Annotated in this window: 20 protein-coding genes; 5 read left to right on the forward strand and 15 right to left on the reverse strand. The window is 62.6% G+C overall.

Annotation, left to right across the window (positions count from 1 at the left end; all coding sequences use genetic code 11):
• Positions 1–131: 131 nt before the first annotated feature.
• From EB809_RS19370 to EB809_RS19385, 4 genes are all read left to right on the forward strand, one after another.
• Positions 132–920 (forward strand): sulfotransferase family 2 domain-containing protein, encoded by a 789-nt coding sequence (locus EB809_RS19370; protein WP_123636499.1) that lies wholly within the window; start codon positions 132–134, stop codon positions 918–920.
• A gap of 35 nt (positions 921–955) precedes the next feature.
• Complete coding sequence (locus EB809_RS19375) at positions 956–1,171, forward strand: hypothetical protein (protein ID WP_123636500.1); 216 nt, start codon at positions 956–958, stop codon at positions 1,169–1,171.
• A gap of 28 nt (positions 1,172–1,199) precedes the next feature.
• Entirely contained in the window at positions 1,200–1,658 is a 459-nt protein-coding gene (locus EB809_RS19380) for a protein tyrosine phosphatase family protein (protein ID WP_190294976.1), read from the forward strand.
• Positions 1,659–1,761: 103 nt separating this feature from the next.
• Positions 1,762–2,526: a substrate-binding periplasmic protein gene (locus EB809_RS19385; protein ID WP_123636502.1), complete on the forward strand. Its 765-nt coding sequence runs from the start codon at positions 1,762–1,764 to the stop codon at positions 2,524–2,526.
• On the opposite strand, the gene EB809_RS19390 is transcribed toward EB809_RS19385, so the two are convergent.
• From EB809_RS19390 to EB809_RS19460, 15 genes are all read right to left on the reverse strand, one after another.
• Positions 2,527–3,330, reverse strand: coding sequence for a PaaX family transcriptional regulator C-terminal domain-containing protein (locus EB809_RS19390; protein ID WP_190294977.1), 804 nt, complete (start codon positions 3,328–3,330; stop codon positions 2,527–2,529). It lies immediately after the preceding gene.
• A 96-nt stretch (positions 3,331–3,426) separates the two neighbouring features.
• The gene (locus EB809_RS19395) at positions 3,427–4,464 is read right to left on the reverse strand and encodes a low specificity L-threonine aldolase (protein WP_123636503.1); all 1,038 of its coding nucleotides are present in this window, start codon (positions 4,462–4,464) and stop codon (positions 3,427–3,429) included.
• 28 nt (positions 4,465–4,492) lie between these two features.
• On the reverse strand, positions 4,493–5,788 hold the full coding sequence (gene pepQ / locus EB809_RS19400) for a Xaa-Pro dipeptidase (RefSeq protein WP_123636504.1): 1,296 nt from the start codon (positions 5,786–5,788) through the stop codon (positions 4,493–4,495).
• On the reverse strand, positions 5,781–6,695 hold the full coding sequence (locus EB809_RS19405) for a LysR family transcriptional regulator (RefSeq protein WP_123636505.1): 915 nt from the start codon (positions 6,693–6,695) through the stop codon (positions 5,781–5,783). The genes pepQ and EB809_RS19405 overlap by 8 nt, the downstream gene beginning before the upstream one ends.
• A 100-nt stretch (positions 6,696–6,795) precedes the next feature.
• Entirely contained in the window at positions 6,796–7,815 is a 1,020-nt protein-coding gene (locus tag EB809_RS19410; protein ID WP_123636506.1) for an ABC transporter ATP-binding protein, read from the reverse strand.
• Positions 7,812–8,810, reverse strand: a complete 999-nt coding sequence (locus tag EB809_RS19415) for an ABC transporter ATP-binding protein (protein WP_123636507.1) — start codon at positions 8,808–8,810, stop codon at positions 7,812–7,814. The genes EB809_RS19410 and EB809_RS19415 overlap by 4 nt, the downstream gene beginning before the upstream one ends.
• A gap of 3 nt (positions 8,811–8,813) precedes the next feature.
• Entirely contained in the window at positions 8,814–9,752 is a 939-nt protein-coding gene (locus EB809_RS19420) for an ABC transporter permease (RefSeq protein ID WP_123636508.1), read from the reverse strand.
• A complete protein-coding gene (locus EB809_RS19425) occupies positions 9,749–10,798 on the reverse strand; it encodes an ABC transporter permease (protein ID WP_123636509.1) in 1,050 nt (349 codons plus the stop codon). The genes EB809_RS19420 and EB809_RS19425 overlap by 4 nt, the downstream gene beginning before the upstream one ends.
• Positions 10,799–11,028: 230 nt before the next feature.
• Positions 11,029–12,594, reverse strand: a complete 1,566-nt coding sequence (locus tag EB809_RS19430) for an ABC transporter substrate-binding protein (RefSeq protein ID WP_123636510.1) — start codon at positions 12,592–12,594, stop codon at positions 11,029–11,031.
• Positions 12,595–12,991: 397 nt separating this feature from the next.
• Positions 12,992–14,311 (reverse strand): sensor histidine kinase, encoded by a 1,320-nt coding sequence (locus tag EB809_RS19435; protein ID WP_123636511.1) that lies wholly within the window; start codon positions 14,309–14,311, stop codon positions 12,992–12,994.
• Positions 14,308–15,039, reverse strand: coding sequence for a response regulator transcription factor (locus EB809_RS19440; RefSeq protein ID WP_123636512.1), 732 nt, complete (start codon positions 15,037–15,039; stop codon positions 14,308–14,310). Before EB809_RS19440 ends, EB809_RS19435 begins: the two co-directional genes overlap by 4 nt.
• 9 nt (positions 15,040–15,048) lie before the next feature.
• On the reverse strand, positions 15,049–16,515 hold the full coding sequence (locus tag EB809_RS19445) for an ArnT family glycosyltransferase (RefSeq protein ID WP_123636513.1): 1,467 nt from the start codon (positions 16,513–16,515) through the stop codon (positions 15,049–15,051).
• Positions 16,499–17,521, reverse strand: a complete 1,023-nt coding sequence (locus tag EB809_RS19450) for a glycosyltransferase family 2 protein (protein WP_123636514.1) — start codon at positions 17,519–17,521, stop codon at positions 16,499–16,501. The genes EB809_RS19445 and EB809_RS19450 overlap by 17 nt, the downstream gene beginning before the upstream one ends.
• A complete protein-coding gene (locus EB809_RS19455) occupies positions 17,514–17,912 on the reverse strand; it encodes a GtrA family protein (RefSeq protein ID WP_123636515.1) in 399 nt (132 codons plus the stop codon). The genes EB809_RS19450 and EB809_RS19455 overlap by 8 nt, the downstream gene beginning before the upstream one ends.
• A gap of 71 nt (positions 17,913–17,983) precedes the next feature.
• The gene (locus EB809_RS19460) at positions 17,984–19,063 is read right to left on the reverse strand and encodes a PA0069 family radical SAM protein (RefSeq protein ID WP_123636516.1); all 1,080 of its coding nucleotides are present in this window, start codon (positions 19,061–19,063) and stop codon (positions 17,984–17,986) included.
• 327 nt (positions 19,064–19,390) lie between these two features.
• Here EB809_RS19460 and EB809_RS19465 point away from each other — a divergent pair, with 327 nt between their 5' ends.
• Entirely contained in the window at positions 19,391–20,983 is a 1,593-nt protein-coding gene (locus tag EB809_RS19465; RefSeq protein WP_123636517.1) for an isocitrate lyase, read from the forward strand.
• Positions 20,984–21,189 lie beyond the last annotated feature (206 nt).

Here is a 21,189-nt window from a genome sequence, read left to right on the forward strand (position 1 = left end):
AATCTGCAGACAAAGTGGCCGTGTCGTCCCTGACCACACTGGTCACACTGGTTTGCGCCGCTATCCTTGGCGGTGTGGGCAGGGGAGAGCGTGTTCTCCCTTGTTCATCCGCCAGATAGGGAGATTGGGCCATGAAACACGACATCTGGGAGAAACTGCCCTCCCACCTGTATTTGCAACTCAAACGCTGGGACTACCGCCTGAAGGCAAAGGAAGCCTTCGAGACGGAACAGCAGCGGCGCACCACCGTGACCGAGGACGGCTTTTCCTACCGGTCATTCGACGAACAGCAGGCGATCTTCGTACACATCCCCAAGTGTGCCGGCGACGCCATCAACCAGTGCCTGTTCGGCAACCGGGGTGGTGGCTACACCACGCTGGAGCAGTACCTCAACATCTTCGAACCCCGCTGCATCGCCGACTACTTCAAGTTCACCTTTGTCCGCAATCCCTGGGATCGGCTGGTGTCGGCTTACTTTTACCTGAAGCGCGGCGGTGCCGGTGAGCAGGACCGCCACTGGTATGAAGACCACTTGAGCGGATACGCCGACTTTGACGAGTTTGTGCGTCACTGGCTGACCCGCCGGCAGGTGCGCCAATGGCATCACTTCACGCCGCAGTACTACTACATGCTGGATCGGCGTGAGAAAGTGCGCCTGGACTTTGTCGGCTTTGTCGAGAATATCGAGGCCGATTTTGCCTACGTTGCCGACCGCATCGGGGTGGATGCCCGGCTGAGCGAAGCCGCCACCAGGCATCACGCGGATTACCGGGATTACTACACGCCCCAGACCCGCGACATCGTTGCCGAAGTCTATGCGGAGGATATAAGGTTGCTCGGGTACAGTTTTGATAACGGCAACCTGCCCCAGCAGATCGCCAGTCGGGACAGCGGCCGGATCTACACGTTGCGTTCCTGAGGCACGATGGCGCTGGTGGCCAACCGGAGTGCGCCATGGCGATGAGCCTGAATGAAGTGGGACTGATCGCTGCTGCCTGCATGCTGATCGGCGGCGGTTTGAGTTTTTACCTGGGGCGGCGCAAGACCCGGACGCCGTTTCTTGTGGGCATCATCGGCACCTTTTTGTCGCTGATCCCGGTCCTGGGCCTGATCTATTTGGCGGTGCTCAGCGTTCGGCCGGATGTCAGCTCCGATAAACCGGCTGACTGACCCGCCAACCGATCACAGGGAGCCTGACGTGGATCGCATCTTCAATTTCGTGCCACTCACCGAGCATTTCGGGACCGCGGGTCAGCCCACGCCGGAGCAGTTTGCACTGATCGCGCGCCATGGCTACACCACGGTCATCAACCTGGCCATGCCGGACCATCCCCGGGCCCTGACCAACGAAGGGGAGTTGGTCACCCGTGAAGGCATGACCTACCTGCACCTGCCGGTGCCATTCGATGCGCCGCAACCCAGCCATGTGCGCCGATTCTGCCGGCTGTTGCAGGCCTTGCGCGTCGATGATCCACAGCAGAAGATCTTCATTCACTGCATCATGAATTACCGGGTGTCGGCGTTTATGACCCATTATCTGCGTCTGATGGAAGACTATGACGCCGAGGCGGCCCGCTCGCCCCTGTTCGGGCAGTGGCAACCCAATGCGACCTGGCAGGCTCTGCTGGCCTGGGATCGGGACGACATGGGGCTGTGACCGTTGTCCTAACGGGGGGCCGGTATACGACTGAAGGCCAGCGTCGCATCCGTCAGCAGGCTGTTAAGATGACCGGTACGCTATCCAACCGAGGCCCTGATCCATGGCGATTCCTGATGCTTTACATCGCCACTTGCGGGCGGCTGTTGCCGGTCTGTGCCTGCTGGGCGCCAGCAGTCTGGCCTCGGCGGAATCGCTGCGTCTGGTGACCGAAGCCTGGCCGCCGTTGGTGGATCAGCGGGATGGTCGGCCCAGCGGTCCGCTCTGGTCGGTGACCGAGGCGGTGTTCGAGCGCATGGGTTACGACTCCCAGTTGGTGTTCGTTCCCTGGAAGCGGGCGCTGGATCTGGTGGCCCGCAATCGCGCCGATGCGGTGGTCGGAGCTGGCAAGACGGAGGATCGGGTGCGCCTGTTCCAGTACCCGGACGAGCCCCTGGCCAACAGCGAAACCACCCTGTTTTCCAACCGCAAAGAGCCTGTGCAATTCACCGACTTTGATGCGCTGGCTGGCAAGACCATCGCCCTGTCGTCGGGGTATTCCTACACCCCGGAAATCTGGTCGGCACCTGGGGTGACACGGGAAGAGGTGCGCGATATCCGGTCCGGCCTGCAGATGGTGGCGCTGGGGCGCGTCGATGCGTTTGTTGCTAACCGGCAGGTGGGCTGGTACGAGGCCAATCGGCTGGGGCTGGCGGACAAGCTGACGGCCTCCCGCAAGCCCATCAGCGAGGGGCCGGTCTACCTGATGTTTTCGCCGGAGACGCCGACCTCGTTCGTCCAGGACTTCAATCAGGCGCTGACGGCCTTTCGCCAGACGGCGGACTATCGACGCCTGATGGCCGATTTTTCGGCTCCGGAAGCGGAATAATCAGGCGGGCGCCGTGGCCCCGGAGCTGAGGTGATAGAGCCGGCGCCAGATGGCGTGGCCGGTCTGGTCGAAGGCGAGCAGGGTATCCACAAAGGTCTGGCGGGCGGTGGTGTCGATCATCGGTGCCGGCAATAACGGGTCGAACACGATCTGACGAATGGCCCGATCGCCGATCACAAACGACTCCCGGGCCGCAGCGTCGGGCTCCAGCCGGTCGGCCTTGTCCAGCCACTTTTTCAGGCGGCTGGCGGAATCCCGGTAACGCTGTTCCAGGGCATTGGTGTCCCAGAGGCGCTGGGTGAGCCCGGCGTGGTGGTCGTCCAGGTCACTGAGCAGGAACACCGGGGCGCTGCTTTCGAGCCCCAGTCGATAGAGCCGCTCACGAATGCCGGCCACGCCGCCGCTCAGGTTATCCGGCCGGATAAACAGATCCCGGCTCAGTTCCCGGAATCCGTTCATCTCCAGCGCCCGGTTGCGCCGGCGCAGGGCCGGTTTGTCGCTGCGGCCCAGTCCGCCCAGGTGCGCGCCGATCCAGTGGCCGCTCCAGTTTTCCAGACGCTGCAGGGCGGTGCGCCAGCGACGCAGGTCGTCCGTGAGTTGGTGGGCGCGGTCGGTGAGCTGGTATTGGCCGCGACCACAGGATTCGATCAAGCCGTCGCCTGACAGTCGGGTCAGGGCCACCCGGGTACTGTTGCTGGTGACCCCGAACAGGGCGCACATGCTGATGGCATCCCGAACCTGCAGGACATCTTCATCCATGGCGGTCATCAGGTTCATGATCAGGCGCTGGGGTTTGGGCTTCACGGGACTTCCTCTCCGGTCCAGAAGGCATTCCTGGCGCCGCGCATCCGGGCGCCGGGTCCGCAGATTAACATGGCGGCCCCGGTCGCTGTACCGACGTCAGCGATGGCGCATGACATCGCCGATGTCGTGGACCAGCTGATCCACCCGCTCCAGGGTGCTGGACCAGGAGCAGACAAAGCGGGCGGCGCCACCGATAAAGGTGTAGAAGTGCCAGCCCCGGGCCCGCAGGGCGGTCTGGACGACTTCCGGCAGCTCCACGAAAACGGCGTTGGATTGCCGCGGGAAGCACAGTTCCAGTCCGTCGATCTGGTGGATGCCGGCTTCCAGGCGTTCGGCGCAGGCGTTGGCGTGGGCCGCGTTTTTCAGCCAGGTGTCGTTTTCCAGCAGGCCGCACCAGGGCGCGGAGATGAAGCGCATCTTCGAGGCCAGTTGTCCGGCCTGCTTGCAGCGCCACTCGAAGTCCTCGGCCAGCTGGCGGTTGAAGAACAGGATCGCCTCGCCCACCGCCAGACCGTTCTTGGTGCCGGAGAAACACAGCACGTCGACCCCCGCTTTCCAGGTGATCTCGGCCGGGGTGGCGTCCAGCGCGGCAGCCGCATTGGCAAAACGGGCGCCGTCCATGTGGATACGCAGCCCGTAGCGGTCGGCAACTTCGCGAATCGCCTTGAGTTCCTCGATGCTGTACAGCGTGCCCACTTCGGTGGACTGGGTGAGGGTGATCACCCGCGGCTTGGGGTAGTGGATGTCCGTGCGCCGGGTCACCATGCGCTCGATGCTCTCGGGCGTCAGCTTCCCGTTGGGGCCGTCGCCCACCAGCAGTTTGGAGCCGTTGGAGGCGTATTCCGGCCCGCCGCACTCGTCGGTTTCCACATGGGCCAGTTCGTGGCAGATCACGCTGTGGAACGACTGGCACATGGCGGCCAGGCTCAGGGAGTTGGCGGCCGTGCCGTTGAACACGAAGAACACCTCGCAGTCCGACTCGAACGTCTCGCGCAGGCGGTCCGCCGCCATCTGTGTCCATGGATCCTCGCCGTAGGCGCTGGCGTCGCGCTCGTTGGCGCGGGCCATATAGTCCACGGCCTCGGGGCAGATTCCGGCGTAGTTATCACTGGCGAACTGTTCGTGGTGCGGCATAGGGCTCCTCATGGCGACAATGTCCGGTTCAGACGGGCAGGTGAGTGCGGGTCAGGTTGCGGGCGCCGGCTTCAGTGACCAGCACGTTGTCCTCAATGCGGATACCGCCACAGCCTCGCAGCTCGTCGATCAGGCTCCGGTTCAGGTACTGGCCGTCGGCGCTGTCCAGCAGGGGATCGAGCAGGGACGGGATGAAGTAGAGACCGGGTTCGATGGTCACCACCATACCCGGCTTCAGGCTGTGCGTCAGTCGGAGAAAAGGCGCATGCTCGGGCGCCGGGCGCGGCTTGCCGGCTACGTCGTGCACCTGGATGCCGAGGAAGTGGCCCAGGCCATGGGGGAAGAAGGCGCGGGTGATGCCCTTGGCCACCATGGCGTCGTCGTCGATGTCCTGGACCAGTTCGCTGGCCTTGAGCAGCGCCGCCAGGCCCCGGTGGGCGCGCTGGTGCAGCTCAATGTAATCCACACCGGGGGCGACCGCATCACACAGGCGCTTCTGCAGGCTTTCCAGGCCGGCGATCAGGGCGCCGAACCGGTTCTCGCCGGGCGCGGCGGTGGTGCGGGTGATGTCCGAGCAGTAGCCGCGGTACCGCGCGCCGGCGTCGATCAGCAGGCTGCGAGGGCGCCGGGGTGTGAGGTTGTCGTAATGCTGGTAATGCAGCGTGCCGGCGTGTTCGTTGAGGCCGATGATGCTGTGGTACGGCGCCCGGGTTTCCCGTTGGCCGGTGGCCTGCTGGTAGGCCAGGTTGATGTCGAACTCGCTGGCGCCGGCCATGAAGGCGTCGCGGGCGGCGTTGTGGCCGCGGGCGGCAATGGCGCTGGCCTGATCCATACAGGCGACTTCATAGGCCGTCTTGATCACCCGCAGGTTGTCCAGGGCGGCCAGCAGGCTGGGCGGGTTGGCGTCGCCCGGCGCGCTTTGGATCTGCGTTGGGTCGCCGATCACGGCCAGGCGATCGGGATAGGGGATGTCGGGGGCGTCGGTACCGTCCTGACCGGTCACCTCGATCAGCCGGGTCCAGCCTTCGTTCGGAACCGGCGTGACGGCATGCCAGAAGTCCACCGGGGTATGCAGCCACAGGCGGACACGGCCGTCCTTTTCCACCAGCAGCCAGCTGTGCTCGACGTCGGACAGCCCGACCCAGTGCAGGAAATGGCCGTAGCCGTGGTGGTGATGGGCCTGATCGTCGGCGTAGCGCATCGGCGCCGCCCCTGAGCTGATCAGGACGGCGTCGTATCCCTGCTGGCTGAGGATGTCCGCGTAGGCGGACTGCAGGTGTTCGATGTGTTCCGCTTGCAGGGGGGCGAGGCGACTGTCAGGCATACTGTTTCACCAGTTCATTCCAGAGCGTGAGTGTGTCGTCGGCGCGGGGTTGGCGCAGACGGATGAGCCGGATATCCACGAACACATCCCAGGTGTCGTCGCCGGCCCGCACCAGCTGGCCGAAGTGTTCGCTTTTCTCGCCCATCCGGTAGGGCAGCCAGCCCATGCCAAACCCCTGTTTGACCAGGGCCTTGACGCTGGCGGAGTGCGTGTTTTCATTCAGCGGCAGCAGGTGCGCCTGGGGATCGGTGCGCCCCAGGTGCGACAGGATCGCCGACGCCAGGAAGCCGCGCGGGTGATAGGCGATCACCGGCACCGGCTGTTCCGGCGTCCCGGGCAGCGTGAAGCGGGGTTCGCCGCTGTCCTGGCTGATGGTGAAGGGCGTTACCCGCTCTTTTTCCAGTGTCAGCCACTCGTAGCGCGCCGGATTCAGCCGGCTGCTCCAGGGCAGGTTGTCGTGCCAGTAGCACAGCACCATGTCCACTTCGCCGTTATCCAGCGCATCCAGGAAATCCTCGCCCACCCAGTTGGTGGACTTGAGGTTGATCTCCAGCCGGTCGCGCATCCCGGTGCGCTCCACCCACCCGGAAAAGAAATGGGAGAACAGGCCCTGGGTGGAGCCGACGCTGATGCGCGTGGCGGCGTCGGCTTCCAGGGCCGTGATCTGGTCGCGGGTGTCGCGCACGTCCCGGGTGATGCGTTCGCACATCTCCAGGAAGACGTCCCCCGCCGGTGTCAGCGACAACGGCAGGGTCTGGCGGTTGATGAGCGTGGTGCCCATCGCCTCTTCCAGCAGTTTGATGCGCCGGCTGAACGTCGGTTGGCTGACGTGCTGCATTTCCGCGGCACGCGAAAAATGCTGCGTCCGCGCCAGCGCCATAAAGTCTTCCAACCAGCGTACTTCCATGCCTCGATTACCTGATGTGTGTGTTCACTATCTTGCACCTCAACGATACGCGCCGTTGGCGGCATATCGATGAGTCACAGAACACTAATATAGACGGCCTTTACAAACGGCCTTCCTCGACGGCATGACACGCCACCTGAGCACCGCCATCGGTGGCGATCAGGTTGGGCACTTCAGTCCGGCAACGTTCGTTGGCGTAAGGACAGCGCCCATGGAACACACAGCCCGACGGCAGGTTCACCGGCGTCGACACTTCGCCGTGCAGGCGAATGTGGTTCGGGCGGTCGTCCTCCAGCCGCGGAATGGCCGACAGCAGCGCCTGGGTGTACGGGTGGCGGGGGCTGTCGAACAGGGTCTTGGTGTCCGCCAGTTCGCACACCGTGCCCAGGTACATGACCGCCACGCGGGTGCCGAAGTGTTCGACCACCGACAGGTCGTGGGTGATGAACAGGTAGGTCAGCCCGCGATCTTCCTGGGCGTCCATCATCAGGTTCAGGACCTGGGCCTGGATGGACACGTCCAGAGCCGAGATGGGTTCGTCGGCGACGATGAATTCCGGATCCACCGCCAGGGCGCGCGCAATGGCGATGCGCTGGCGCTGGCCGCCGGAGAACTCGTGGCCGAAGCGTTTGCCCCAGTCCGGGGCGATACCCACCGAATGCATCACCTCGTGGACCTTGTCCCGGATCGTTTGTCGGTTCCAGTCCGGATGATGGAAACGGATCGGTTCTTCCAGGGTCTGCTGGATCGTCATGCGCGGATTCAGGGACGCGTACGGGTTCTGGAAAATCATCTGCATCTTGCGGCGATAGGGCAATACGGTCTTACCGTCAAGATCGTCGATGCGCTGGCCGTCGTAATGGATCTCGCCGCCGGACGGCGACAGCAGGCCCATCACGGTGCGCGCGACGGTGGACTTGCCGCAGCCGGATTCGCCCACCACACACAGGGCCTCGCCCTTCTGGACTTCCAGGTTGACGCCGTTGATGGCGTGAACGAATTCCTGGTGCCGGGTGAAGCGGCCGTTGCGGAAGCGCAGTTGCTCCAGGAAGTTGCCGGACAGATCGAAGCGCTTCTCCAGATCCCGGATTTCGACTAAGGGTTGTGCCGGGGCATTCATGACGTCATCTCCCGCTGTTGTTGCTCTTCCTCGATCAGCTTGCGCACTTCATGGCAGGCCACATCGACGTTGCCGGACGTGACATACTCCGGCATCTCCTGCTTGCACAGATCGGTGGCGAACTGGCAGCGCGGATGGAACGGACACCCGGTCGGTATCCGGTTCAGCGAGGGCATGGCGCCCGGAATCTGATACAGGCGACGGCCCGGTTCCCCCATTTGCGGCAGGGCGTTGATCAGGCCCTGGGTGTAGGGGTGCTGGGCGTCGTTGATGATTTCCTTGGTCGGGCCCTGTTCGATGATGCGCCCGGCGTACATGACCAGCATGTTCTGGGTGACCTGCGACACCACGCCCAGGTCGTGGGTGATCAGCATCAAGGCCACGTTGCGCTGTTCGCACAGTTCCAGCAGCAGGGCCATGATTTCTGCCTGGATGGTCACGTCCAGGGCGGTGGTCGGCTCATCGGCGATGATGATTTCCGGGTCCAGCAGCAGGGCGATGGCGATGATCACCCGCTGGCGCATCCCGCCGGACAGCTCGTGCGGGTACTGGTCCAGCCGCTTGTCCGGTGACGGGATCTGCACCTGCTTGAGGCGGTCCAGGGCGATCTGCCGGGCGGCCTTGGTGCTGATGCGCCGGTGCGCCTTGAGCGCCTCGACCATCTGGTTGCCGATGGTCAGGACCGGGTTCAGGGTCATCATCGGGTCCTGGAAAATCATGGCGATGCGGTTGCCGCGGATCTTGCGCAGCTCGCGGTCGCTCATGGCCGCCAGGTTCTTGCCTTCGAACAGGATTTCGCCGCCGGCGATGTAGCCGGGACGGGCGATCAGGTTGAGGATGGAGAAGGCCGCGACGGATTTACCGGCGCCGGATTCCCCCACCAGACCCAGCCGTTCGCCCTTGTCCAGGGAGAAGCTGATCTTGCGCAGGGCCTTGAGGTCGCCGCCACGCACCGCGAAGCGGACATCGAGATTTTTAACTTCCAGCAGTGCCATGGTTTACCCCTTGTACAGTCTCGGGTTCATCACATCACGCAGCCAGTCACCCAACAGGTTGATGACCAGCACGAGGACCACCAGCACCAGGCCGGGAATCAGCGTGATCCACCAGGAACCGCTCTGGATGTAATCGAAGCCGGATTTGATCAGTGAGCCCAGCGACGGCTGGGTTTCCGGCATGCCCAGGCCGAGGAACGACAGCGCCGCCTCGGAGATGATCGCGTTGGCGATCTGCACCGTGCCGATGACGAAAATCGGCGACAGGGTGTTGGGCAGGATGTGCCGGAACATGATGCGGTTGGTGCGGTAGCCCATCACCTTGGCCGCATCCACGTATTCCTTTTTCTTCTCGGCCAGCACGGACGCGCGCACGGTCCGGGCGATCTGCGGCCACTCCGCCACACCGATGATCAGGATCAGCAGGTAGATGGCGATCTCGCCGAACATCAGGTTGCCGAAGCTGGCCTTGAACACGGCGCCGACGATGATGGCGACCATCAGCGTGGAGAAGGACAGCTGCACATCGGCGATGCGCATCAGGATGGAATCCACCTTGCCGCCCAGGTAGCCGGCCAGTAGGCCAAACAGGATCCCCAGCGCCGCCTGCAGGATGACGGCACCGAAGCCGATCAGCAGCGACACGCGGGTACCGTAGAGGATGGTGGACAGCAGGTCGCGGCCCTGGGCGTCGGTGCCCAGCGGGAACGACGGATCGCTGCCGTCCATCCAGACCGGTGGCAGTTCGGAGTTCATGATGTTGATGGTGGCCAGATCGTACGGATCATGGGGGGCCAGCAGCGGCGCCAGGAAGGCGGCAGCGGCAATCAGCACGAAGACGACGAAACTGACGATGGCGACTTTGTCGCGCTTGAAGCTGTACCAGAGGAACGACTCCCGGAAACGGCTCCAGCGGGACGCGTTTGCGGTGGCTGTGGTCATGCTTTCTTACCTGTCAGTTTGACGGTCGGGTTCACCAGGCCGTAGACCAGGTCAACCACCGTGTTGGTGATCACGAAAATCAGGCCCACGACCATGAGGTAGGCCACGATCAGGGGAATGTCGCTGCGGGTGATGGCCTCGAGGAACATCAGGCCCACGCCCGGCCACTGGAACACCGTCTCGGTGAGGATGGTGTAGGCCACCATGATGCCGATCTGGACCCCGCCGACGGTGATCACCGGCAGCATGGTGTTCTTCAGCGCGTGCAGGAAGTTGATGCGCCAGGGCGAGATGCCCTTGGCCTGGGCGTAGCGGATGTAGTCGCTCTGCAGCACTTCCATCATCTCCGCGCGGATCAGGCGGATGAACAGCGGCAGCATGATCGACGCCAGCGACACCGCCGGCAGCAGCAGGTGCAGCAGGCCGTCCCAGGAGAAGAAGTTGGAATCCCAGGTGCCGAACAGATGCGTCAGCTCCTGGCCACGGCCGTAGGAGGGCATGCCGCCGTCGGTGGAGAAGAAGTCATTCAGCCACTGGCCCCAACCGGTGTCCGCCGGGAACCAGTCCACCGTCACGCCGATAGAGAACAGCTGAATCAGGACGATGGCCGTGAGGAACACCGGGATCGAGATCCCGACGGTACTCACGCCCATGAAGAATTTGGACAGCCAGGCCCGGGGGCGGATGGCGGCGTAGACCCCGATGGGGATCGACAGGAAGATGATCATCAGACTGGCGGCTATGACCAGCTCCAGGGTGGCGGGCAGGTGGTCCATGATCACGTCGAGTGTCGGCTCGCCGTAGAAATAGGAGTTGCCCAGATCGCCCTGGACCGCATTGGTCGCAAAGCGTGCGTATTGCACGACGATGGGATCGTTCAGCCCGAGATCCTCTCGCAGCTGTTCCCGCTCGGCGTCGGATACGGACTGGCCGACCATCTGTCGAAGCGGATCGCCCAGGCCATCCTGGATGGCGAAGCTGATCACGCTGATGACGAACATGACCAGGATGGCCTGGCCAATTCGCTGAACCAAAAAAGCTAACATGGGGTACACCGATAGCTGGCTTGGGCTTCACAGACGCTCGTGACGGCTGCTGGCCCGGGTTGCTTGGGTTATTTGTCTTATCGTGCGCCTCTGAAAAAGTCCCGGTACTCCGCCGGTGTCCGGGACGTACCCGGACCTTTTCAGAGACTCATCCGGATTCCTCATCCGGATACAAAAACCGGGCCCCAGCGTGATGCTGAGGGCCCGGCTTCCGTGTCAGGCCCTTCGACTTACTTGACGACCAGGTCGCCGATGTAAGGGAAGTTCATCACGTTGAGGATCGGCTCGATCTCGACGTTCTTCTTGGAGGCCCAGGCCAGATCCTGCCAGTGCAGCGGGATGAAGGCCGCGTCGTCGTACAGACCCTGCTCGACTTTCTGCAGCATCTTGGCGCGCTTGTCCCGGTCGGTCTCGACGTTGGCCTGCTCGACCAGCTTGTCCAGCTCCGGGTTGCAGTAGTTGCCCGCGTTGTACTGGCCGGCACCGGTATCGGTGTTCGGACACATGGTCAGGAACTCGTAGAAGTTGGCGGAGTCCTCGGTGTCCGCGTGCCAGCCGATCATCATCATGTCCGCGGCGCGGTTGTCGAACTCGGGCCAGTACTGCGCTTTCGGCAGGGTCTTCAGATCCACCTTGATGTTGATCCGCGCCAGCATGGCCGCAACTGCCTGGGCGATCTTGTCGTCGTTCACGTAGCGATTGTTCGGCGCCATCATGGTGATGGTGAAGCCGTCCTCGTAGCCCGCTTCCTTCATCAGCTCTTTGGCCTTGGCGATGTCGTAGCGCGGCTTCAGGCCGTCCACGTGGCCCTGATAGCCTTCCGGCGACAGCTGGGCGGCCGGGGTGGCAAAGCCTTTCATGATCTTGGCGGCGATGCCTTCCTGGTTGATGGCGTAGGCAATGGCCTGACGCACGCGCTTGTCCTTGAAGGCTTCAACCCGCTTCTGGTTCATCTCGAACAGGATGATGCGGGTTCCGCTCATGGTGACCAGGCTGGTGTTCGGATCACGCTTGATGCGCTCCAGGTCGGTCGGCGGTACTGGCGCGATGAAGTCCACACCGCCGGACAGCAGGGCGGACACGCGGGTGTTGTTTTCCTTGATCGGGGTCAGGGTGATGTGGCCCACGTTACCCGGGGAGTCTTTGTCCCAGTAGTCGTCGAAGCGCTTGAACTCGACCTTCACGCCCTGTTGACGCGACGTCACGATATACGGGCCGGTACCGGACTCGTGACGCGAGGCGAAGGTGTCCACCTGCTTGGAAACCATGTCCTTGTCGCGACCCTGGTCGTCCTTGCCGGAGTAGAACTTCTTGTCCATCGGGAAGATGTAGGTGGCGGCGTTCAACAGCAGCGGGTACGGCTCTTTGGTGATCAGGTCGAAGGTGGTGTCGTCGATGATCTTGAGGTCGCTGAACGGCTGGAAGATGGCCTTGAAGTCCTGGCTCTTCTTCAGACGATCAAAGGTGAACTTCACGTCTTCACTGGACAGGGTGTTGCCGGAATGGAACTTGACGCCCTCGCGCAGGTGGAAGCGCATGGTTTTGTCGTCAATCCGTTCCCAGCTCTTGGCCAGACGCGGTTCGAATTGCAGGTCCTTGGTCCAGCGGATCAGGGGGTCGAACGTCATGTGCGACAGCTGCAGAATGCCGCCGGAGAGCTGTTCGTGAATGTCCAGTGTCACCGGGTCGGCGTCATAGGCCATCTTCAGCTCTTTGGTGGCTTCCGCGGCAGAGCCTGCCATGGGTGCCCCAGCCAGAGCCACGCAGCTCACAAAGGCAGTGAGGAGTCGTTTCATAGCGATGCGTTTCCTGTCGGTTTTTTTCTGAAATTTATTGGATCGTTCTTAAACGTTTTTAAGACAGTTCTGTCGCAATCTGCGGTAAGTACAGATTGCAGTGGTTTGTAAAGCTAGTGACTGACTGTTCAGTGAGCAATCGAAAAAACGACATGCCTCTATTCGTGGGGTGAATGAACTGAATGGAGTCAGAAAAGCCGTTGTCCGACAGGATTTGGAAAGCGTTTTAAAAACAGAGGGGTAACCGCGTTTTCCGGAGGTGCTGACCGGGGCGGTGTGCCAGCTTGATGCGTGGATGCACCAGATCGGTCCGATGACTTTCGTAATGTTTTCGTGAACATTGGCGGCCTGATCGCGCCTTTTCGATGAGAATAAGTCGCATTTGGACGGGCAGACGTCAGGTCCGCTCGTGCCGCATCCGCCTGCTGGTGTTGGGTGTCCGGTCGAGCACCGAGGTGCCGAACGAGATGAACATCGCGGTGCCGTCGGGGCCGGATTCGGCCACGTCCAGCGTCCAGCCCAGCCGTTCGCAGATCAGCTGCACAATGAGCAGGCCGAAGCTGCTTTCCTGCATGCCGGCCTTGCCATGCAGCGGTGTCGACAGACGCTGGATGATCCGGTCCGGCAGGCCGCTGCCGTAATCGACAATCTGCAACCCATCGGCGGTGACGTCGATATCGACGGGGCCGCGGGTATGCTTCAGGGCATTCTGGAGCAGGTTGCGGATCAGCATCCGCAGCAGGGCCGGATCCGCCAGCAGGGTCAGGTCAAGCTCTCCCGCCTGCAGGCGCAATCGGCCGGGCGAGCTGCCGGGGGTGCTCTCCAGATCCGCGATCGTGTCGTCGATCGCCTGACGCAGACCGAGCCGGGCCCGCTGCTCTTCGTCCAGATTGCCGCGGGCCAGTCGAAGCAGGACGTTGACGTCGGCCTGCATGTCCGTCGCCGCCCGCCGGATACGGCCGACTGTACGCGCATCGGCCTCCGACAGGGTGTCCCGCTTTTCGATAATGTCCAGCGCGCCGGTGATGACGGCCAGCGGTGTCCGCAGTTCATGGCTGGCCAGTTTGACGAAGGATTTCTCCCGGTCGACGAACGCCTCGAGGGCGTCGAGGAAGCGGTTGAACGCCGAGGCAATGTCGGCAAATTCCGCGTCCTGGTATTCGGTAGACAACCGCCGCATCGATGACGCCGGCGCGGTGGCCTGAATTTGGTGCGTCAGCTGCTGCAGGGGGCGGGTCAGCCGGCGAGCCGTCGTGCGTGAGAGCACGAGGCCGATCAGCGCCATCGCGCCCAGCACCCCCAGGACGATCAACTGCAGCAGCAGCTGCTTGCTCTCCATGATGGTGATGTCCTGCGACAGATAAAGGCGGCCGGCCGGTTGGTTGGTCGCTTCGATGAGCATCAGGTAAGTTTTGTCACCGACCTCGATTTCGGCGGAATACGGTGTGGGCCTATTCTTCATGTAATCCGGCAGTCGGGTTTCGGGCTGGCCGTCACCGAGAAAGATGGCGAGCAGCAAGGCCGTGTCCCATTCCTGGAAATCATCGCGGTCGATGAGATGGCGGAAATGCGCGTGCTCTTCGGCCAGCTCCAGATCGAGGATGGTGTCCTCCATATCCTCGAAAAACACCTCGATGGCGATGATCGACAGAATGGCGGTTGCCAGGCTGACGGCAAAGACCGTCCGAAACAGGCGCGTGGTCAGGGAGGGTTTCAAGCCCCGGGCTCCTCACCCGCGTCGGGGGGATCGATCCGATAGCCCCGACCGTAGACGGTCCGGATCAGGGTATGGCCAAACGCCCGCTGCAGGCTCTGGCGCAGGGAGTAGATGTGAGTGCGCAGGGAGTGACCGTCGGTTTCGCCGGTACTGTCGCCCCAGATGGCCTCACTCAGTGCTTCATGGCTGAGGAAGTTGGGATAGGCGCGGATCAGCAATTCAAAGAGCCGAGCTGGAATGCCGGTCAACTCGGTGTCGGCGCCGTTGAGCTCGACCCTCAACGTACCGGGTTCAAAATGGATCGTGCCGGCCTTCAGGCTGGTCCTGCGCGGCGTATAGCGGCGGTAAAGCGCATCGATGCGCAATTGCAGCTCGCGCAGCTCAAACGGTTTGACCAGGTAATCATCGGCGCCGCATTCGAAGCCCCGCTCCTTGTCGGCCAGGGCGCCGCGGGCCGTCATCAGGATGATGGGCGTGTCGCACTGCAGATCCTGGCGGATGCGCTTGCACAGGTCGAAACCGGAGACGCCGGGCAGCATCAGATCCAGCACGATCACATCGTAAGGATTGGTGGCCAGCAGGTGCAGGGCGGTGAGCCCGTCCGCCGCAAAATCCAGGGCATACCGGGTATCTCCCAGGAATTCGAACAGGTTTTCAGCCAGATCGATCTGATCTTCGACAATCAGCAGTCTCAGGGCCTGCCGGCTGGCAGGAGCGGATGCAGACATCGTGAGTATTTAGCCTTTGTTAGTGGTCGCCGGATCGGTAAACGACAACAGGGAGTATCGCCGGTTGCTGTCATGAACCTGTGCGGTCGGGGGCAGCCGACTCAGCAGACGATCCGCCTTTTTATTGGGAACCGCCAGGAAATACCGTTGGTACCGGTGATTCTGGCGCATAACGCCCAGCTGTTCCATGGTGATCTGTTTGGCCTGGCCCTGACTGTAATACTGGGCGGAGAACGGCAGGTCATCCAGGTAGAACAGGTGGCTGTCGCCGGGCTGGCGGTTGCTGGCGTAGTCGTCAACGATGGACTGTTCCGTCTTGAGCTGGCGGGTGTCGTGCATCGCGTAGAAGACGAACCCGGTGGTCAGCACCGGCACGCACACCGCCGCGGACACCGCCATGCGCCGGAATCCCCGTCCGGACAGATCGAGCGACAGCAGCATCCGGGCCAGGACCAGGGCCGAGAACGGCAGGGCCGGCAGCACGTAGGTCCACAACGTATTGCTCGCCATCGTGAAGAACAGCATCGGAGCCAGGGCGGCCACCAACACAAACTGGGCATTGGCGCCGGTGACTCCGATGGCCAGTCTCGCCCGCCCGTCGTGACGGAACAGCAGCCAGGCCGCCACCGTCAACCCGACGATGCCCCAGGGGAAGGATGCCCAGATCCAGAACATCCAGATCATACCCTTTGGTTGCAGGTGCGCGGTGCCGTACAGGTCGCCCGCCCAACCCGGATCCAGGAAACGTTTGAAGTGCTCGCCAATGATGAAGTAGTCGATAAAGCCCGGTGTTTTCAGCTCCGCCGCGATGTACCAGGGCAGGGCCAGGGCCAGTGTCAGCAGAGTCCCCCGGACCCAGGGGAACGCACCCAGCAGACGAAAACGGTCGCGGGCCAGGATCAGCCACAGGCCAATCGGTAATCCCGTCAGGACCAGCGTCAGTGGCCCCTTGGCCAGCAGGCCGATCACCAGCCCCAGGAAAAACAGCCAGCGCCAACCTCGTTCACGGCCATTGGCGACCATGCCGAAGCTGACCAGGCTCAGGGTGGTGCCCAGGGTCAGGAACGGATCGGTCATCACGGTACCGGCGCTGATGAAGGTCAGCGACATACTGGCAAAGATGATCGCCGTCCAGCGCGCCACCTGTTCGCCATACAGCTCCCGGGCAAAGCGCCAGATCAGGTAGACCAGGCCCAGGTTGGTCAGCCAGGCCGGCAGGCGCAGGGCAAATTCACTGAGGCCGAAGGTCAGGATCGACAGGGCCTGGAGCCAGAACGACAGCGGCGGCTTGCCCCAGAACGGCACGCCCGGCGAGAACCAGGGCGTGATCCAGTCCCCGGTCTCGGCCATCAGCCGGGCAATTTCGGCGTAGCGTGGCTCGGTGGTGTCCACCAGGGGGAACAGGGCCATCCCGATCAGGCGGGTGGCGAGGATGGCCAGCAGGGCCCACAGCCAGGGTTCAACCCGCTTCAACATACGACGAATCCTCGGTACGGGGTACGGCATGACCGGTTGTGGCTCGCTGCTGCTCAATGACATCTCGGGTGAGGTACACCGGCCGCTGTTTGGTTTCGATGTAGGTTTTGCCCACGTATTCGCCGAGGATGCCCAGCCCCATCAGCTGGATGCCGCCCAGGAACGTAATGATGGCCACCAGCGACGGATAGCCGGCGGTCGCGTCACCGAGGAGGGTCGCCTTGACCACGATCCACAAACCGAAAATGGCGCCGACGGTAGCCGCCAGCAGGCCCATCACGGTGGCCCAGCGCAGCGGTGCGACGGAAAACGACGTCAGCCCTTCCAGCGCCAGACCGACCAGGCCCAGGACATCCCACTTGGTTTGTCCGGCCGGCCGGGCTTCGCGGTCGTAGGTGAGGACCACGGTGGGCATACCGATCCAGGCGAACAGGCCTTTCATATAGCGGTTGCGTTCACCCAGCCTGAGCAGGGCGTCCACCGCCTTGCGGCTCATCAGCCGGAAGTCGCCGGTATCCACCGGGATCGTGGTGCGGCAGGTGCGATTCAGTAACCGGTAAAACGTGTAGGCGCTGGCGCGTTTGAACCAGCTCTCGCCGGCGCGGGAACGCCGCTGCATCAGCACCACGTCGGCGCCGGCCTCCCAGCGCTGGACCATGTCGGGAATCAGTTCCGGCGGATCCTGCAGATCGGCGTCGAGGATAATGACGGCTTCTCCCCGGGCGTGCTCGATGCCGGCGGTCAGCGCGGCTTCCTTGCCGAAGTTGCGGCTTAACCGGACCAGGCGGATGTTGGCCTGGTAACGCAGCGCCTGGATCAGGAAGGCGTCACTGCCGTCGTCGCTGCCGTCGTCGACAAAGACCAGCTCGGCGGTGTGGGGCAGACCGGCCAGCACTTCGCGGATGCGGTCGAGAAACAGCGGCAGGACCGCCCGTTCGTTGTAGACGGGCACGACGATCGACAGCAACGGTGGCGTAGCCGGTATACGGGATTGCGGACTATTCATGGAAGACGAGCCTCTCGTACATGAGGTAATTGAGGCCGGTCACGAGTCCGGTGGCCAGCACCTGGGCGGGTGCCGCCGGCAGGCCGGCGACCTCAAACAACACACGGAAAACGACGAGATTGGCGAGCCAGCCCGTCGCACAGGAAAGCACATATCGCGGCAGGGTCCGTGTGTGCGGGCCGGCATTGCGAAATGCCAGCCGCCGTTGCAATCCGTAGTTTGCTGCCGCACCCGTCAGGCTCCCGATGGCCGTGGCCATCGCGGCGGACAGGCCACCGCTCATCAACAGCGCCATAGTGGCCCAATGGACCAGCGTGGCCGTGCCGCCTGAAACCAGGAATCCGAGGTAAGGCCGACGGCCGGACACAATCACGCTGACGAGTGCTTTCATGGGCCGACACCTTAATGGGCGGCCCGTCAGGCAGGCGTTCAGGAAATGTCAGGAAAGTATCAAAGTGGGACTCAGCCGACGGTCTGCAGGGGGATCAGATCCAGCTGTTCACCGCCGGGCCGGCGGAACAGGTCGGTCCGCAGGGGTTCCGACTCGTGCAGGTTGAGGCCGACTTTGCGGGCCTTGCGGTTGAAGCGCTGGCGGATCAGGTCGGCATAGATGCCCTGGCCGCGCATGCGGTGGCCGAAGCGGTTGTCGTAGACCTGACCGCCGCGCATGTCGCGAATGCGGCTCATGACGTGGCGGGCGCGGTCGGGGAAATGGCGCAGCAACCAGTCCTCGAACAGCTCATGAATTTCCAGTGGCAGGCGCAGCATGATCCAGCTGGCGCGGGTGGCGCCGTTGTCGGCTGCGGCGTCCAGGATGGCTTCGATTTCCGCGTCATTGATGAAGGGAATGACCGGGCCCAGGATGATGCCGGTGGGGATGCCGGCGTCGGACAGCTCCCGGATCATGCGCAGGCGCGTTCCCGGCGACGCGGTCCTTGGTTCCATGCGCCGCTTGAGGTCGTTGTCGAGGGTGGTAAGGCTGATCCGGACGGAGCAAAGGCCGTCGGCCGCCAGGCTGGCCAGCAGGTCCAGATCCCGCAGGATCAGCGCCCCTTTGGTGATGATGGAGACCGGGTGGTTGTACTCGCGGATCACCTCCAGCAGATCTCGGGTCAGGCGGCGCCGTTTCTCCAGCGGCTGGTAGGCGTCGGTGTTGACGCCCAGGGCAATGGGCTTGCACTGGTAGCCGGGCTTGTCGAGGGCTTCCCGCAGGCGACGCGCGCCGTTGGGTTTGGCGATCAACCGGGTCTCGAAATCCAGGCCCGGTGAGAGATCCCAGTAGGCGTGGGTGGGTCGCGCAAAGCAGTAGACGCAACCGTGCTCACAGCCCCGGTACGGGTTGATGGACTGATCAAAAGGCACATCCGGCGACTGGTTATAGCTGATGATGGATTTGACCTGCTCCTCGACCACGGTCGTTGCCAGGGAGTCCGGACACAGCATGTCGTCGGGATCCCGGTACCAGCCGTCGTCGGTGGTCCGGTCCGAGGTCAGGGGCTGATAGCGGTTGTGGGGATTCCGGCCGGTGCCGCGTGTGCGCATGGTGACGTCCTGCCCTGTTGATGGAAGCCGAGGATCATTGAATACTGTATATATAAACAGTATCTGATTAAAGCATAACCAAGGGTGGGGATGGACGCAAGGCGCTGGGTGCGGCGACATGACATGTCGCCGTCCTGATTATTTTTCGACCAAACAGGGTGTTGGCGTCCGTTTTTCTACATTCACCAAAAAAATATCCGGAATACACGATATAAATTTTAATGATGGATTCGACGTTCGTAGAATGGCTCCCATCGTCGGTCAGCAGCGGGTTGGGTGAAGTGCTGCGGCCGAACGTTGGCTCATCAACTGATAACAGGATCGACCATGTCACAGTACAACCAAGACATTGAGGCCATCAAAGCTCTGAAGGAAAAGATGAAGGGCTGGGATGCGATCAACCCTGAGCACGCCGCTCGCATGCGCGCCCAGAACAAATTCCACACCGGTCTGGATATCGCCAAGTACACCGCGAAGATCATGCGTGAAGACATGGCGAACTACGACGCGGATACCGCCCAGTACACCCAGTCCCTGGGCTGCTGGCACGGCTTCATCGGTCAGCAGAAGCTGATCTCCATCAAGAAGCACTTTGGTTCCACCAAGCGTCGTTACCTGTACCTGTCCGGCTGGATGGTTGCGGCCCTGCGTTCCGAGTTCGGTCCGCTGCCTGACCAGTCCATGCACGAGAAAACCTCCGTTGCTGCGCTGATCGAAGAGCTGTACACCTTCCTGCGTCAGGCGGATGCCTGGGAACTGAACCACCTGTTCCGTGACCTGGAAGAAGCCAAGAAAGCCGGCGACAGCGCCAAAGAGCAAGAGCTGCTGAACAAGATCGAAAACCACGAAACCCACGTGGTGCCGATCATTGCCGACATCGACGCCGGTTTCGGTAACGCCGAGGCGACTTACCTGCTGGCCAAGAAGATGATCGAAGCCGGTGCCTGCTGCATCCAGATCGAGAACCAGGTATCCGACGAGAAGCAGTGTGGTCACCAGGACGGCAAGGTAACCGTTCCGCACGCTGACTTCCTGTCCAAGATCAACGCGGTTCGTCTGGCGTTCCTGGAACTGGGTATCGACGACGGTGTCATCGTGGCCCGTACCGACTCCCTGGGCGCTGGCCTGACCCAGAAGATCGCCGTGACCAACGAGCCGGGCGATCTGGGCGACCAGTACAACAGCTTCATCGATGGCGACGTCATCGAGAAAGCCGAAGACATCAACAACGGCGACGTGGTGATCAAGCAGAACGGTCAACTGGTCAAGCCGAAGCGTCTGGCGTCTGGCCTGTTCCAGTTCAAGCCGGGCACTGGCGAAGACCGTGTTGTCCTGGACTGCATCACCAGCCTGCAAAACGGCGCTGACCTGCTGTGGATCGAAACCGAGAAGCCGCACGTGGGCCAGATCGCGGCCATGGTGAACCGCATCCGTGAAGTGGTGCCCGATGCCAAGCTGGTTTACAACAACAGCCCGTCCTTCAACTGGACCCTGAACTTCCGTCAGCAGGTCTTCGACGCCTGGAAGGAAGAAGGCAAGGACGTGTCGGCCTACGAGCGTGGCGACCTGATGAACGCCGAGTACGACGACACCGAGCTGGGCAAACTGGCTGACGAGTGGACCGCTGACTTCCAGCGCAAGGCGTCTGCAGAAGCCGGCATCTTCCACCACCTGATCACGCTGCCGACATACCACACTGCGGCCCTGTCTACCGACAACCTGGCCAAGGGCTACTTCGGTGACGAAGGCATGCTGGCCTACGTGGGTGGTGTTCAGCGTAAGGAAATCCGTCAGGGCATCGCCACGGTCAAGCACCAGGACATGGCCGGCTCCAACATCGGCGACGACCACAAAGAGTTCTTCGCCGGTGACGCTGCCCTGAAGGCCGGTGGTAAAGACAACACGATGAACCAGTTCTAAAACCGGTTTATCCGTTGTTATCGGTCGGGACACCCCCGTCCGTCCTGGACCGATACCCGAAAGCCCCGCCATCCGGCGGGGCTTTTTTGTGCGCCCGGCACGGGCGCACTCCTGGAGGTGCAAGTCCTCCCGTGAGCTGGCCACAGCGAGCGAAGTGAAGCGCAACTGCGGAAGGGCGACCGACCGTGGGGAGGAAGCGTGGAGCG

Origin of the sequence: Marinobacter sp. R17 (assembly GCF_003789045.1) — a bacterium.
GTDB lineage: Bacteria > Pseudomonadota > Gammaproteobacteria > Pseudomonadales > Oleiphilaceae > Marinobacter_A > Marinobacter_A mangrovi.